Annotated in this window: 11 protein-coding genes; 6 read left to right on the top strand and 5 right to left on the bottom strand. The window is 65.0% G+C overall.

What is annotated here, in order from left to right:
• Nucleotides 1-85: 85 nt before the first annotated feature.
• Nucleotides 86-1,606, top strand: coding sequence for a glycoside hydrolase family 32 protein (locus LGH70_RS06595; protein ID WP_226183880.1), 1,521 nt, complete (start codon nt 86-88; stop codon nt 1,604-1,606).
• Nucleotides 1,607-1,828: 222 nt separating this feature from the next.
• Nucleotides 1,829-2,482: a zinc ribbon domain-containing protein gene (locus tag LGH70_RS06590; RefSeq protein ID WP_226183878.1), complete on the top strand. Its 654-nt coding sequence runs from the start codon at nt 1,829-1,831 to the stop codon at nt 2,480-2,482.
• A gap of 262 nt (nt 2,483-2,744) precedes the next feature.
• Here LGH70_RS06590 and map read toward each other — a convergent pair whose 3' ends face one another.
• On the bottom strand, nt 2,745-3,509 hold the full coding sequence (gene map / locus LGH70_RS06585) for a type I methionyl aminopeptidase (RefSeq protein ID WP_226183876.1): 765 nt from the start codon (nt 3,507-3,509) through the stop codon (nt 2,745-2,747).
• A 283-nt stretch (nt 3,510-3,792) separates the two neighbouring features.
• Here map and LGH70_RS06580 point away from each other — a divergent pair, with 283 nt between their 5' ends.
• The 3 genes from LGH70_RS06580 (at nt 3,793) to LGH70_RS06570 (ending at nt 6,612) form a co-directional block, all read left to right on the top strand.
• A complete protein-coding gene (locus LGH70_RS06580; RefSeq protein ID WP_284438443.1) occupies nt 3,793-5,220 on the top strand; it encodes an RtcB family protein in 1,428 nt (475 codons plus the stop codon).
• 113 nt (nt 5,221-5,333) lie between these two features.
• Nucleotides 5,334-5,999 carry a DUF2461 domain-containing protein gene (locus tag LGH70_RS06575; RefSeq protein WP_226183874.1) on the top strand — a complete coding sequence of 222 codons (666 nt, stop codon included), beginning with the start codon at nt 5,334-5,336 and terminating at the stop codon, nt 5,997-5,999.
• Nucleotides 6,000-6,084: 85 nt separating this feature from the next.
• On the top strand, nt 6,085-6,612 hold the full coding sequence (locus LGH70_RS06570) for a GNAT family N-acetyltransferase (RefSeq protein ID WP_226183872.1): 528 nt from the start codon (nt 6,085-6,087) through the stop codon (nt 6,610-6,612).
• A gap of 101 nt (nt 6,613-6,713) precedes the next feature.
• Here LGH70_RS06570 and LGH70_RS06565 read toward each other — a convergent pair whose 3' ends face one another.
• From LGH70_RS06565 to LGH70_RS06555, 3 genes are all read right to left on the bottom strand, one after another.
• Entirely contained in the window at nt 6,714-7,136 is a 423-nt protein-coding gene (locus tag LGH70_RS06565) for a pyridoxamine 5'-phosphate oxidase family protein (RefSeq protein WP_226183870.1), read from the bottom strand.
• A 193-nt stretch (nt 7,137-7,329) separates the two neighbouring features.
• Nucleotides 7,330-7,500 carry a PID-CTERM protein-sorting domain-containing protein gene (locus LGH70_RS06560; RefSeq protein WP_226183868.1) on the bottom strand — a complete coding sequence of 57 codons (171 nt, stop codon included), beginning with the start codon at nt 7,498-7,500 and terminating at the stop codon, nt 7,330-7,332.
• Nucleotides 7,501-7,625: 125 nt separating this feature from the next.
• Nucleotides 7,626-12,116 carry a DUF4394 domain-containing protein gene (locus LGH70_RS06555; protein WP_226183866.1) on the bottom strand — a complete coding sequence of 1,497 codons (4,491 nt, stop codon included), beginning with the start codon at nt 12,114-12,116 and terminating at the stop codon, nt 7,626-7,628.
• A 231-nt stretch (nt 12,117-12,347) separates the two neighbouring features.
• On the opposite strand from LGH70_RS06555, the gene LGH70_RS06550 reads away from it, so the two are divergent.
• On the top strand, nt 12,348-12,818 hold the full coding sequence (locus tag LGH70_RS06550) for an META domain-containing protein (protein ID WP_226183864.1): 471 nt from the start codon (nt 12,348-12,350) through the stop codon (nt 12,816-12,818).
• Nucleotides 12,819-13,020: 202 nt separating this feature from the next.
• Here LGH70_RS06550 and LGH70_RS06545 read toward each other — a convergent pair whose 3' ends face one another.
• Nucleotides 13,021-14,694 carry a T9SS type A sorting domain-containing protein gene (locus tag LGH70_RS06545; protein ID WP_226183862.1) on the bottom strand — a complete coding sequence of 558 codons (1,674 nt, stop codon included), beginning with the start codon at nt 14,692-14,694 and terminating at the stop codon, nt 13,021-13,023.
• Nucleotides 14,695-15,170 lie beyond the last annotated feature (476 nt).

Here is a 15,170-nt window from a genome sequence, read left to right as displayed (position 1 = left end):
CTGTTTTCTCATCCAACCCAAAAAACCTGCGCCACCGTGGCTCCCCTCTCTTGAGGAGAGGGGCCGGGGGTGAGGTCTCCACCCCATGAAAAAATCCTTCCTACTAGCCTTGTCGTTGGCGTCTCTGGCCCAATTTAGCCAAGCCCAGACGGCCGCCCCCGTGCCGCCGGCCACGCCCCAATACCGCCCGGCCTACCACTTCTCGCCGGCTAAAATGTGGATGAACGACCCCAACGGCATGGTGTACTCGAAGGGCGTGTACCACCTGTTTTTCCAGCACTACCCCGACGCTATGGTGTGGGGCCCGATGCACTGGGGCCACGCCACCAGCTCCGACCTGGTGCACTGGCAGGAGCAGCCCATTGCCTTGTTTCCGGATAAGCTGGGCTGGATTTTCTCGGGTAGCGCCGTCATCGACGAAAACAATACGGCGGGTTTCGGCAAGAATGCCATGGTGGCCATCTTCACCCACCACAACGACCCCGAGGAAAAGAAGCAAACCAACAAGCACCAGTACCAGAGCCTGGCCTACAGCCTCGACCAGGGCCAGACCTGGACCAAGTACGCGGGCAACCCCGTGCTGCCCAACCCCGGCATTCCGGACTTCCGCGACCCGAAAGTGAGCTGGAACACCGTGGCCGGCAAGTGGATTATGACCCTGGCCACCAAGGACCGCATCACCTTTTACTCCTCGCCCGACCTGAAAGCCTGGACCAAGGAAAGTGAGTTTGGCGAGCAGCTCGGGGCCCACGGCGGCGTGTGGGAGTGCCCCGACCTGTTTCCGCTTACCCTGGACGGCAAGCAGCAGTGGGTGCTGCTGGTCAGCATCAACCCCGGCGGACCCAATGGCGGCTCGGCCACGCAGTACTTCATCGGGCAGTTCGACGGCAAGAAGTTCACGCCCGCCAGCACCGCTACTAGGTGGGTCGACTACGGCAAAGACAACTACGCCGGCGTGACCTACGCCGGCACCGGGGCGCGCCGCATTTTTCAGGGCTGGATGAGCAACTGGGAATATGCCAACCAGGTGCCCACCTCGCCCTGGCGCAACGCCATGACCGCGCCCCGGGAGCTGGCCCTGCGCAAAGTCGGCCCGGACGTGTTTCTGACCTCCCAGCCGGTCAAGGAAATCGGGCTGGCTATGCAGGCCGGCCGCGTGCAGCTGCAAAACCTGAAGGTGCAGCCCCAACTGGACCTGACGAGCAAGCTGCCTGGCCTCGGCGACAAGTTTCAGCTGAAAATGAGCACCCGGCAGCTGACCGATTTCTCCCTGATACTGGCCAACAGCCGCGGCGAGGAGCTGGTTATCGGCTACGATAAAAAGGCCAACGAATACTACGTCGACCGCAGCAAGTCGGGCCTGGTGGCCTTCAGTGACAAGTTTGCCGGTCGCCACGCCGGGCCGCGCCGGGCTACCGCTGCCGCCGCCGACCTCACGCTGCTCTTTGATGCCAGCTCAGTGGAAGTGTTTGCCGACAACGGCCTGACGGCCCTGACCGAGCTATATTTTCCTTCCGAAGCGTTTAAGACCCTGACGGTAAAATCGGCCACTGGCCTGACCATCAGTGAGCTGAGCTACGCCCGGCTAGCCACCGGCGTGAAATAACCCGGCTTTGCCCAACCCCGCAGCGGCTCCCGGGGCCTCTGCCCCGGCTAAGGGCCCTGAGCCGGAGCCCGGCCCGGGAGTGGGTGGCGCAACTGCTGTAAAAGCTGCTCTGGCCTGGCGCCGGAGCAGCTTTTGCTTTTATAACGGGCCAGATACAACTCATATATTGGTACCGATATATCCGCTATTTTTAAGGCGCAAACCATCCTACCATCCGCAGCTATGAGCAACCTGATTCAGTTTGTCGCCAACCACGACGACCTGTCGACCGACAAAGGCTTTCAATTCAAATTTCACTGCGACAAATGCCGCAACGGCCATATGTCGCGCTTTCACCCCAACAGCATCGGTATTGCCGGGGAGCTGATGCGGGCCGCCGGCAGCCTCTTTGGCGGCCACTTCCACGACGCCGGCAACGCGGCCTACCACGTGCAGCGTGCCATCGGGGGCAAGGCCCACGACGAGGCACTGGAAAAAGCAGTGCAGGAAGGCAAGCAGTACTTCAAGCAGTGCACCCGCTGCGGCCACTGGGTGTGCCCCGACGTGTGCTGGAATCACAAGGCTGGCCTCTGCGAAGACTGCGCCCCCGACGAGCACGAGGAACTGGCCTCCCAGCAGCGCCAGGCTGCCAAAGAACAGATCTACACCAAAACTCGGGAGCAGAACTACACCGGCAGCCTAGACTTCCTGAATACCGGGACCGTAGTGCAGTGCAACAGCTGCCAGGCCACCCTCGACGCCAACAAGAAGTTCTGCCCCGAGTGCGGCACACCCAATGTGGCGGCCCAGACCAAGGAGAAATTCTGCGCCGACTGCGGGGCCAGCGTCAAGCCTGGCCAACGCTTCTGCGCCGAGTGCGGCAAGCCTCAGGGGTAAGTGAGGTGGTGAGATTGTGAGGTAGTGAGTTGGCGTTCTGGTGTCCTTGCCAGGCGCAGCCGGGGCACCCACAGGACAGCGTAGCTAATCCGTCCGCTGCCTAGTACGACTTACTCTTTTACCAGAAAGCCCTTTCCTACTTGCGTGGGAAAGGGCTTGTTACGTGGAGCGGATTTTGAAATTTCAGGTTGCGCCTGATTCACCGGCCGGGCATCTTTCCTCGCAAGGCACTCCGCATGGGCTCTTGCTCCAACCGCTGCCCTTAGTCCCAGATACCGTTGGCGGCGGTCAGGATCAGGGGCTGGCCGTCGGTGACGACCAGCGTGTGCTCGTGCTGGGCCACGAAGCTGCCGTCCTTGGTGGCCAGCGTCCAGCCGTCGCCGAGCTGGTGGGCAAAGTTGGCGCGGGTAGAGATGAACGTTTCCACGGCCACCACCGAGTTGGTTTTGAAGCGCTTCAGGTTATGGCGGTCGTAGTAGTTGGGAATTTCCTTGGGCTCTTCGTGCAGGCTGCGGCCGATGCCGTGGCCGACCAGGTTCTTGATAACGCGGAAGCCGGCTTTGCGGGCTTCGTCTTCGATCAACCCGCCGATGTCGGCGATGCGCACCCCGCCCCGGATGCGGCTGATGGCCGTGCGCAGAATCTGGCGGGAAGCATCGACCAGGGGCTGGTGCTGGTGCACGTCGGCGCCGAGCACAAACGAGCCGCCGTTATCGGCCCAGTAGCCCCCCATTTCCGCCGACACGTCGATGTTGATCAGGTCGCCTTCCCGCAGCACTTTGTGCGCCGCCGGGATGCCGTGGGCCACTTCTTGATTGACGCTGATGCAGGTCCAGCCCGGAAAGCCGTAGGTGAGGCGCGGGGCCGAGCGGGCGCCCAGCGCGGTCAGCAGGCGGCCGCCGTATTCGTCCAGCTCCTTGGTGCTCATGCCGGGCTGGGCATAGTCGCGCATCTGCTGCAGGGTGGTGGCCACGGCAGCGCTGATCTGCTGCAGGCCGGTCAGATCAGCTTGGGAAGTGATGGACATAGTCGACGGGTTAATAGTAGTGCAGTTCCCTCAAATGGGACGCGGAACGAATTGTACAGCAAAAATACGGGTCGAAAAGTTCTTAAGGCCACGTGCCCCCATTTCGGAGGCCACATGCCGCACTTATTGTAAGATGGTGTGATAGTGAGTTTCTCGTGCCGGCCGCGTTAAGCTGCGCCGATAGAACACCAACTCATCCTCTCACCGCTTCCCCGCCAAGCTCAGCTATAACCCCACGGCCCGAATCCGCGCTACAACCTAGCTCCACCCACTTCTCCCGGCTATGTCCAAGCAAACAGTGCGCGGCAACGACCTGCGCAAGATTGGTTTCCCCGAAGGCCCCGCCATTGGCCGCGCCCTCGACGTGCTCGAAGGCCGCCAGTTCAAGAAACTCGACAAAGGCAGCGCCCTGGCCCTGCTCCAGCAGATAAAAGACGACCCATTCAAATTCCTGCGCGACGAAACCTGGCGCGACGTGGCCAAGGAGCTCGTGCCCCAGCATGATAAAAGCGTGGGCCTCAACCCCGAAATCAAGGACTACCGGCGCTACGGTGAGGAGTTTATTGAGGACGGGGCCCGCAAGCAGATGGATACCGCCATGCAGCTGCCCGTCACCATCGACGGGGCTCTGATGCCCGACGCCCACCAGGGCTACGGCCTGCCCATCGGGGGGGTGCTGGCCGTGGATAACGCCGTGATTCCCTACGGTGTGGGCATGGATATCGGCTGCCGCATGGCCTTGTCGGTGTTCCCGCTGCCCGAGCACGAGCTCTACCAGCGGGCCAAAGAGCTGCGCAACATTATCCTGGCCAACACCCGCTTCGGCAGCAAGTTCAGCGCCTTTGATAAGAAGCTGGACGATGCCATTTTCGAGCGGCCCGAGTTCAAGGAAATTGCCGTGCTACGGGGCAAGCGCCAAACCGCCGTCGACCAGATTGGTACCTCGGGCTCGGGCAACCACTTCGTGGAATTCGGCGTGGTCGACATTACCGACCCCGACAACGAGCTGGACGTGCCCCCGGGCAAATACCTGGGCCTGCTCACGCACTCCGGCTCCCGCGGTCTGGGCGCGGCCGTGGCCCAGCACTACACCAAGCTGGCCATGAATGCCTGCCCCTTGCCGCCCGAGGCGCGCCACCTGGCCTGGCTCAGCCTCGACTCCCAGGCCGGGCAGGAGTACTGGGCGGCCATGAATCTGGCTGGCGACTACGCCTCGGCCTGCCACGACCAGATTCACCGCCGCATCAGCCGGGCCCTGGGCGAGAAGCCGATGGCCAAGGTCGAAAACCACCACAACTTCGCCTGGCGCGAAACCCTTTCCGATGGGCGCGAGGCCATTGTGCACCGCAAGGGCGCCACGCCGGCCGGCAAGGGTGTGCTGGGCGTCATTCCTGGCTCGATGACGGCCCCCGGCTTTATCGTGCGCGGCCGCGGCGAGCGGGACTCGCTGCAGTCGGCCTCGCACGGGGCTGGTCGGCGCATGTCGCGGGGGCAGGCCATGAAAACCCTGAAGGAAGGCGACGTGCGCCGCGAGCTGAAAGACCACGGCATCGAGCTGATGGGCGGCGGCCTGGATGAAGCGCCCATGGCCTACAAGGATATTCATCAGGTAATGGCCCACCAGCGCGACCTGGTGGACGTGCTGGGCTCCTTCACGCCCAAAATCGTGCGTATGGATGCAGGCGGCAAAGGCGGCAAGGGCGGGGAGTGAATTTGCTGACGCCGCGGCAAGGAGGAAGGCGGGCAGTTGCGGGTATTTGCCCATATTGGGCGCCCGTAGCGCCGGCCTGGGCCGGCGTCGCCCGTTTTCACTTCGCGCCCCGTATGCTGCACGCTGCCACCTTCGCCTTCCTCGCCGGTCTTCGCGCCAACAATAACAAAGCCTGGCTCGATGCCAACCGCGCCGCCTATGAAGCCGCCAAAGCCGATTTTCTGGTATTGGTAACCGACGTGCTGACCCAGCTCGAAGCCGCCGACCCGGCCATTGCCGATTCGCAGCTGCAGCCCAAGAAATGCGTGTTTCGCCTCAACCGTGACATTCGCTTCTCCACGGACAAGACGCCCTACAAAACCAACTTTGGCGCCTGGTTCAACGCGGGCGGCAAAGGGGCGCCGTCGGCGGGCTACTATCTCAATCTGGAACCGGGCGGCTCGTTTGTAGCGGGTGGCCTCTACATGCCCGACGCCAAAGTTCTGGCCACGCTGCGCCAGGAAATCGACTACAACCTGCCTGCTTTCGACGCGTTGCTTACGGCTCCGGAGTTCCAGCGTCACTTCGCCGGCCTCAGCCCGGAACCCAGCCTGAAACGCCCACCCAAGGGCTACGCCGCCGACAATCCGGCCCTGGCCTACCTCAAGCTCAAAAGCTTCACCGCCTCCCGGCCGCTGCCCGATGCCGCGTTGCAGCAGCCGGCAGCCAGCCAGCAGGTTGTCGCCGGTTTTAAGGCCCTGCAGCCCTTGGTGTACTTCCTGAATCAGGCCCTCGACTAAGCACGACTCTAACCCGGCAAAAGCCCGGCTACTCCCTTGGCGCTGAGCTTTTCGGGGCCTGGCTTTGCAATTGGTACCGTCCTCCATGATTCAGCTGCTGCCCCTGCACCTCGACCAAGCTCCCGCCTTTCACCGCTGGATCAGTGACCCCGAAGTCATCGTCTACTCGATGACGGCTTTTCAGAGCCTGACAACCCTGGCGCAGGTGGCGAAGTGGCTGGAAAGTACGCTGCGGGATGAAAAAAGCCTCAACCTGGGTATCTACCTTAACGCCACCAACGAGCTGATCGGGTACGCGGGCCTCAGCGGCATTTCGCGGGTCAACCGCTCCGGCGAGTACTTCATTCTGTTGGGCGAAAAGCGCTACTGGGGCCAGGGCATTGGTACAGTCGTCACGCAGCAGGTCGTTAGCCGCGGCTTCCAAGACCTGGGGCTGAACCGCATCATGCTCACGGTTTCGGAGCCCAACGAAGGCGGGGTAAAAGCCTATCTGCGGGCGGGTTTTCAGGTGGAAGGTCGTCTGCGCAAAGCCTGCTACCGGCACTATGCCTACCATGATAAGCTGGTCATGTCGGTGCTAAGAGAGGAATGGCCCGTGCCGCCGGGCGCCTAGCTGGCGGCTCAATTCTAACCGCTAAGACTCCAAAGCAACCCGGCGCGACGAGCCCCAAGTAAGGGGCCGCCGCGCCGACTATATGCGCTAACGCGACTTGATTAAGCGGGAATGTGCAACTCGCCTTCGTCGGCGTCCTGCCAGTACTTAATGCGGTTGGCTTCCACCCGAATCAGTACAATGCCGGGCGTATCGATGCCCTGTTTGAACCACTGCTCCACGTCGGGCACCCAGTGCTGTTGCATGGTAGGCTTGTGGCGGATGAGCGTGGCCCGGCCCGTGATGGAAATATAGAGCCGCTTAGGGCCTTCAAACGTGAGGCCGACGTGCGGATTCTTCTCAATATCCTGCACCGTGCGCGAGCCGTCGTAGGTGAAGAAGTACGAGTTGCCGTCGTAGGTCACGTCGCCGTTGTTGCTCATGGGGCGGCTGGCAAACTGCCCGCGGCTGGTTTCGGTGGTGAGCATGGCAATATCGAGCCGCTTCATCTTCTCGGCAATGTCGTGCAGGGTTTTGTGGGCCATGATTTCGGAGCTGGTAGGGAATACGCGGCTCTACGCAACCCGGGCCTTCAAGTTGAGCTTGTTTCGAACCAAAGCGGCTGATATAGAGCGGCCGAACGGGAGTTTGATAACGCCTTATAAAGCACAAGGGGGCGCAACTACTCAGCAGTTGCGCCCCCTGGCGTATCCCGGTGAAGCCGGAAAAAATAGCAGGCTAGTGCGGCCGGGCCTTGCGCAGGCGCTGGAGGCCGTAAGCCGCACCGGCGGCCAGCAGCAGTGAAACGCCCCCGTCAATGGGTGCGTTGGTAGCCCCCGGCCGGGGGCCGCCGGTGCCCGGGCCCTGGGCCTGAGCGGGCTGAAGGCTGCCGAGTAGAATGAGTGGCAAGGCAACGAGGGAAAAACAAAGAGTAAACAGGATCGGGCGCATAGAAAGATGGCAAAGGCAAAATGAGAGAAAAAGGGAAGTAGCCCCCAGTCAGGCAGCGGCCGGGGGCTCTCAGTACCCTCGGGTTATTCAACCACGAGGCGCTTGTTCACAACGCCCTGGGCCGTGGTCAGGCGCAGGGTGTACACGCCTTTGCTGACGCCGGTCAGAGTCAGCTGCTCCTCGGTGGTGCGGCCGGCAGCCAGCGTCCGGCGCAGTACCGTCTGCCCCAGCGTGTTCACCAGCGTTACTTCTACGGCCTGGGTGCGCAGGGCGGCGGGCAGACTCAGAAACACCGACTGCTGGGCCGGGTTGGGGTAAATGCTCACCAGCTGGGCCAGGGCCGACGGCGCCGAGGACAGTACTTTGCTCTGCGTGAGCACCAGCACGAAGCGCGGGGCCTGGGGGCCGGCCGTAGCCGTAAACGAGTAGCTGGGCTGCTGGGCCAGGTCCACGAGGGTGCCGGTCTGGGTGTCGCGCAGGTAGGCGAAGGTACCGGTGGGCAGGTTCAGCAGGGCCGCAGCCCGCAGCGTGTAGGTGCCGCTCTGGGCCACTTGCAGGTGCAGCGGCATGGTCACGTCGGCCGTGGTCAGGGCCGGCAGGGCGTTGATGGACAGGCGCACGGCGTTGCTGGTTTCCGTGGCCAGCGTGGGCGCGGTGCCGGCCGTCAGCTTGTAGGCATCCAGGGCCGAGTCGAAACCCGGGGTGGCGGCGGCGTTGAAGTAGAGCAGCGTTTCATCGGCGGGGCCGGTGGTGCCGCGCAGCTCCAGGCGCACGGTCGGGTCGGTGGCGGCGGTGCCGCGCTGGAAGATGGGGCTGCGGCCGTCGGTGATGCGGGCCGCGTTGGTAAAGCTGACCTGCCCGTTGGACGTGCCGGGCGTGCTCACCCGCACAAAGAAGCCCTGGCCCAGGGCAATGGCGTCGGTGCCGCCGTTGGTGCCCACGCCGCCCGAGCCGGCCACGTAGCTCGAATAGGTACCCTCATACTGCCCCGACGAGCGGTACACGTACACGGCGCCGTCCACGTTGGAGAGGTTCACCAAATCCCAGTCGATAGGGGCCGGGTAGGGGTTGCCCAGCAGCTGCCAGCCGGTGGGGTCCTGGCCGGCCGGGGTGCCGCCGGGCACGGTGCCGCGCGAGAGGCCGCCGCGGGTGATGGTGCCGCTATTGGGCGTGCCCACGAAGTCCACCGTCTGCGAGGCCGGGATGTTGACGGTATAGCCCCGGCCGGGCTCCAGCGCGTCGCTCAGCGCGGCCGGCGACTGGAAGCCCTTGTCGAAGTCTTTCACGTAGTCGCCGCTGAAGGAGGCGCGGCTCTGCTCGTAGCTGAACACGGTGGGGAAGGGCGTGACCAGCGTGGGGTCGGCGGCCGTGTTGTAGTCCGGGTTTACGACCGGCGAGAAGCCGCTCGTGGCCAGGTCACTTACGGTGCTGCCCGTTACGGGCGAGGAGTAGTGGCGGTAGCCCGCGCCGCTGTTGGCCGAGCCATCGATGTAGCGCTGTACGGTGGCCGTACCCAGTACGGGGCCGTTGCCGGCCAGCAGGATGTTGGCCGTGCCGCCCGCGTTGGACAGCAGGGTCAGGTTGCCATTGGTTACCACCGCGCCGCTCACCACCAGCACCCGCTGAATCTGCGTCGGCGCGTTCAGCACCAGGCTGCCCGCATTCACGGTCAGGGTGTTGAAGAGCGACGTGGTGCCGTTGATCTGCTGGGCCGAGGAGCTGGTCAGGAATACTTCGCCCCGGTCGCCGGCGGCCGTAGTGCCCCCGTTGTTGGTGAAGTTGCCGTTCAACGACAGGACGCTGTTGGCGGCAATGGTAAACTGCGCGCCGCTGCCCAGCGTGACGTTGTTGGCAAACTGCGCCCCCGTGAGCACCGGGTCGTTGGCCGTGTTCGGAATGGTCACGTCGTCGGCGGCCGTGGGCACCCGGGCGGGGCTCCAGTTGCCGGCCGTACTCCAGTTGGTGTCCACGGCGCCGGTCCAGGTCAGGCCCGACACGGTGGGCGTCAGGAAGGCGGCCAGACCGGTCAGGTTGCTGCCGTTGCCGATGCGGGTGCCGCCCGAAACCGTACCGGCCGTCAGGTCCACGGTGTACAGGTTGTCGGTGGTGGAGGTGCTGGGAGCGGCCACCAGGTAGGCCGTACTCACGGGCGAGGTGGGCGTGGTGAGGTCGGCGAAGATGTCGAAGTCGACGCCGGTGGCCAGGTTGGCCGTGAGGCCCGTGCCGCTGCCCTGGTCCACGTAGGTGCCGGCGTTGGCATCGGTGGAGCGCAGCAGCACGTTGCGGGCCTGGTCGTAGGCGTAGAGCGTGGTGCCGGTGGCGGGGTTGGTGTCGTTGTTGGTGTAGGCCACGCTCGAAATCGTGGGCGTGCCGCTGGGGTTGCTCAGCGGGCCGTCGGTAACGAAGGCGCCGGTGGCGGGGTCCATGCGCAGGTTCACGCGGTTCTGGCCCGAGGTGATGCGGATCCGGTCGGCGGCGGGGTTGAAGTCGAAGCCGATCAGCTGGGCGGTGCTGCCTAGGGGCATAGGCTGCAGGCTGCCCACGGCGCTCAGGGCCCCGGTGCTCAGGTCGAGGGTGTAGAGCTGGCCGGTCTGGGCCAGGGTGTTGTAGCCCAGGGCGTAGAGCAGGCCGTTGGCGGGGCGGAAATCCACGCCCACCAGCACCTGCGAGCCATCAATCGGCAGGCCGGTGATGTTCACGGCCGAGCGAATGTTGCCGGGGTTGCTGGAGTCGAACGACACGAGGTTGCCGCCGGCCACGCCGTAGAGCAGGCGGCCCGCCAGCGTGGGCTGGGTGAGCGGGGCAATAAAGGCGGTGATGTCGCGCACGGGAATACCCAGGCCGATAGCGCCGATGGCCGAAGTCGAGCTGGTGGTGGTATTCAGGCTGTAGAGCGTGCTGAACGTGGCCGTGGCCGGGCCGCTGTCGGCATTCGACACTACATAGCCCTGGTTGGTCAGGGTGGCGGGGTCGAAGTAGAAGTCCAGGTCATTCACCGCACTGGCGCCGGGCAGCAGGTTGCCCGTGCCCGAAGCCGTTAGCTGGCCCGCGTTGGGGTTGCTCTGGATGAAGAGCTGGTTGCGCACGTCGTCGATGTCGTAGAGCGTGGTGCCGGTGCTGCCCGCGTAGGAGTTGGTGTAGGCCACGGCCCCGATGGTGGGCGTGCCGGTGGTCCCGCCCACGAAGTTCAGGTTGCCGTCGGTGGCGGCAATGGCGCCGTTGTTGGGGTTGAGGCGGTAGTTCGTGCGGTTCAGGCCCGTCACCCGGATGCGGTCCACGGTGGGATTGAAGTCGAAGCCCACGGCGTTGAGCGCGGCGGCCGTGCTGCCCAGGTCCAGGGTAACGGGGGCCGGCCCCACGCGCGTGGCCACGGCCGTAGTCCGGTCGATGATGTAGAGGCGCGCCTCGCCGGTGTTCTGGTTGTAGCCCAGGCCGAACAGCTCACCCGTGTTGGGCCGGAAGTCGGTGCCGACTAACGTCTGGCCGGCATCAATGCCGGTAATGGCCGTGGACGAGAGCAGGAAGTCGGGGCGGCCGGCGTTAAAGGAAATCAGGTTGCCGGTGGGCGTGGTGGCGTAGAGCAGCGCGCCGCTGGGCGTGGGAGCCGTGCGGTTGATGCGGATGGCAATGTCGGTGATGCCGGGGGCGGGGTTGGCGTTGGTGGCCGGGTCGAAGGGGCTGCCGCCGCCCACGCCGCCTTCCAGGCTCACGTTGCCGTTGCTCAGGTTCAGGGCATACACGGCCGTAATAAACTGGCCGGCGCGGGTGGGCTCCGGGTCGGGCCCGTTCACGCTCAGGTAGGCTTTCTGCACCCGCGTCACGGGGTCGGTAAAGATGTCCAGGTCGGTGCTGACGCCGGGCGTATTCAGCGGAATCGGCGAGTTAATCGGCGTTACCGTGTTCAGCGTGCCGTTGTTGGGCGGATCCTGAATGGTGAGCAAAGAGCGTTGCTCGTCGATGGTGTAGAGCGTGGTGCTGGTGCTGCCGATAAAGCTGTTGGTGTAGGCGGCCGTGCCGATAAAGGGCGTCTGGTTCTGGTTGGTGTCAGTGGGGCCGAAAGTTAACTGCCCGTCGGTGGCGGCCAGCGCGCCGTTGTTGGGGTTCAGGCGGTAGTTGGTGCGGTTGGTGCTCACCACCCGGATGCGGTCCACGGTGGGGTTGAAGTCGAAGCCGATGCGGTCCGTGGCCGTGCCCAGGTTCAGCGTCTGGGCGGGGCCCACTAGCGTAGCCGGCGCCACATTCACGGCCAGCGGACTTTCGAAGTTGAGGGTGTAGAGCTGCACCTGCTGAATGGCCGCGTTGTAGCCCAGCGCAAACAGCTGCCCGGTGGCGGGCCGGAAGTCCATGCCCACCAGCACCTGCCCGGGCGTGATGCCGGTAATCGTTTTGCGGCTGCGCACGGTGGGGTTGGCAATTTCAATCGACGTCAGCTCGGCGCCCGACAGGCCGAACACGGTCTGGGCGGTGGCGACGGGGCTGCCGGCCAGCAGCAGGGCGGCACCCAGCGCGGCGTGGCGCATCCAGGGACGCAGGCCGAGCGTACGCGCCGGAAGCGGGAGTAAGGGTAGTGGCATCAGCGAAGAAGTAGAGGTGAAAGAAGGAAAGAACCAGGCCCGCAGGGGCAGAGAAGCTACGGAAGTACAGTCGGGTTTGGATTGCCGAAAAAGGATTAAAATAAGATTAATCTGCTGACTACCAACCCACCGGCCGCTGCTGGCCGCGCGCCGGCCGCACCACCTAACCGGGGCCGGCTACGTACATCTGCTCACAGGCCAGTCTGTTGCTCTCTTGTTGCCTTTTTTGCCATGCTGAACTCCGCCTTTCTTCGTCCGGCCGCCGCGCTGGTGCTGCTCGTGGCCCCGGCCTGCAGCTTCGATCTGAACGACCGTCCCAACGCCGGGGGCGTGGCCACCGACGAGCCCACCGCCGCCTCGCTGCAGGACGTGCGCTGGGAGCTGCGCGAGCTGGGCGGACAGCCGGCCCCGCGCACCGAGCGGCGGCCGTTTCTGGTGCTGCGCAACAACCGGCCCCGGGTAGAGGGGCGGGCCAGCTGCAACCAGTTCTCGGGGCCCTACACCGTGGCCGATCGGGGCCGCCTGCGCCTGGGCCCCCTGGTCACGACGCGCAGCACCTGCCCCGACCTGGCCGCCGAGGGCGCCTTTTTGCAGGCCCTCAACCAGGCCCAGCGCTACCACATCAGCAACAACACCCTGACCCTCTACGCCGCCGACACCCTGGGTACTCCCCTGGCCCGCCTGCAAGCGGTGGCGCAGTGAAGTGAGGTTCTTGTGTCATTGCGAGGGACGAAGCAATCTGTCCGCTGAAATGTGCCGAGCCTTCTACTAATGTGAAAAGCCCCTTACTACTGCGGTAGCAAGGGGCTTTCTGGTAAAAGGGCATTTGTCACGAGCAGCGGACGGATGGCTTCGCGCTGCTCGCAAGGACAGGGGAATGTCAACTCACCATCTCACCACCTCGCTACTTCACCACCACGCGGGCTTGGTACGGGCCGGCGGGGGTGGTGGCGCGCAGGGTGTAGAGGCCGGGCGTGAGGCCCCGCACCGACACCTGGGCGGCAGCCGATACCGTGGTGGCGCGGGCGAGGCGGCCCAGGGCATCGAGCAGCTGCACCGGGGTACCAGCGGGCAGAGTGGGCAGGTGCAGCTGGTCGAAAGCCGGGTTGGGGTACAGGCCTAGGGTGCGGGGACGGGCCGCCTGGGTCGCCAGGGTTGGGTCACCCAGGCGGGCCAGGAAGTTGGCCGTCGTGGTCGTGGTGCTGCTGACGGGCCGGCCCCCGAAGGAGCAGGAGCCTGTAAAGGTGCCAAACACGTAGAGATAGGGTTGCCTGAACCCGATGTGGAAGCCCACGTCGGAGCCGGTGCCCCCGGCCTGCTGCACCCAGCCGAGCTGGCCCTCGGGGCGGTAAGAAGCCACCACGATGTCGTTGCTGCCCACGGCGGTCAGCGTGCTGGAGCCCAGCCGGGCGCCGGTGCTGAAGTGACCCGCTACGTGCGGGGCGCCGCCCGCGTCGAGGCTGACGCTGCCCCAGCCGTCGGAGCCGGGGCCCCCGTGCGCCTGCACCCACAGCAGCGCCCCCAGAGGCGAATACTTAGCCAGAAAGCCATCCAGGCCGCCGGCCCAGGGCAGGGCCGTGGTGCCAAAGGTAGTGACGCCGTCAAAGGTTCCGGTCAGGTACAGGTTGTCGTTGCCATCCACCGCGGCATCCGTGACCCGGTCCTCGTCGGGGCCGCCTTCCTGGCGCACCCACTCGGCCATGCCCTGGGCCGAGTATTTAACCACCAGCAGGTCGTTGTTGCCGCGGGTAGTGTAGGAGGTGCCGCTCACTTCGAGGGGAACGGCGAAGCTGTTGGCGATATACACGCTGCCACCGGCCCCCACCGCCAGCCGGGGCAGCTGGTAGGTAACGGGGGGCGGGGCCGGCTGGTAGTCGAAGGCGGCGGCGGCGGCCTGGGCCTCGCCGGTAGCGGCGCGCAGGCGCAGCAGGAAGACGCCGAAGCCCGTGCGGCTGGTAGCGCCCACGGCCGCGGGGCCGAAGAATACGGAGCCGCTGTACAGGCCGCAGGCGTACACATTGCCCTGGGCATCTACGTCCACGGAGTAGCCGTTGGCGCTCGTGCTGGCGCCGGGCGCGCTTTGCTGGGCCCACTCGGGCACGCCCTGGGGCGATACGCGCACCACGAAGACTTTGGCGGCGGTGCTGCTGCTGCTGAGCTGCACCCCGTTGCCGCCGCCCACCTGCAGGGGGCTGGTGAAGCTGCCGGTGACGTAGGCATTGCCGGCCGCATCCAGGGCTACGTCGGCGGCCGATTCGTTAGTGGCCGTGCTAAAGGGTAAAATCCAGGCCACCGTGCCCGTGGGCGTATACTTTACCAGGCAGCCGTCGCTCAGCCCCTGGCTGGTAAGCATGGTGCCGCCGATGGTGATGCTGCCGGTAAAGGAAAAGGCCGCGTAGGTATTGCCCTGAGCATCGGAAGCCAGGGAGCTGGAAGCCACGGGCGCAAACCCCGGGGTGTAGGCATTAAGCCATAACGGCGGTGCGTACTGCTGGGCCCGGGCCGCGGGCAGGGTGGCCACAACGCACGCTACGGCCAGCGCCGAGCGGAGTAATAAAGCGGGAGTAGATATAGGCATGCTCAAAGATTGTGAAAGCAAGCTGCTCCCGCAAGCCAGGCCGGGCCCCCTGCCGCCGACCCCGCCCGGCTGCCCCGGGCTGCCGACTTTCGCGGCGGGCCCCCCTGCCCGCGGGGCCGGTTTCCGCCTTGCCTGCCCGCGTTGTGAAATTCCACTGGCGCGAGTTTGGGCGCAGCCCTACCTCGTGACCAGCCATAGTGTGGAGGTTATACCTCCACTGCCGCAGCGCGGCAAACCGGAACCGCGCCACCTGGGAAAATCCGGGTGGCGTTGTCGTTCTGGCGGGGGGGCACAGCCTCCCAGGAATGATTGGCACGAGTTACGGCTGCGCCTAAACTCGCGCCAGACATGACCCAGATATAACCCAGGAACGTCCACTCACCATCGCACCGCCGCGCGGGCTTGCATCCAGGCGCTAATTGCCGACTTTCGGGCCGGATTCCCGGGGTGGCCCGGGCTGACTTTACCCTTTTTAC

It is taken from the genome of Hymenobacter nitidus (assembly GCF_020447315.1).
Lineage (GTDB): Bacteria > Bacteroidota > Bacteroidia > Cytophagales > Hymenobacteraceae > Hymenobacter > Hymenobacter nitidus.
This window is presented reverse-complemented; position numbering and strand designations above follow the sequence as displayed.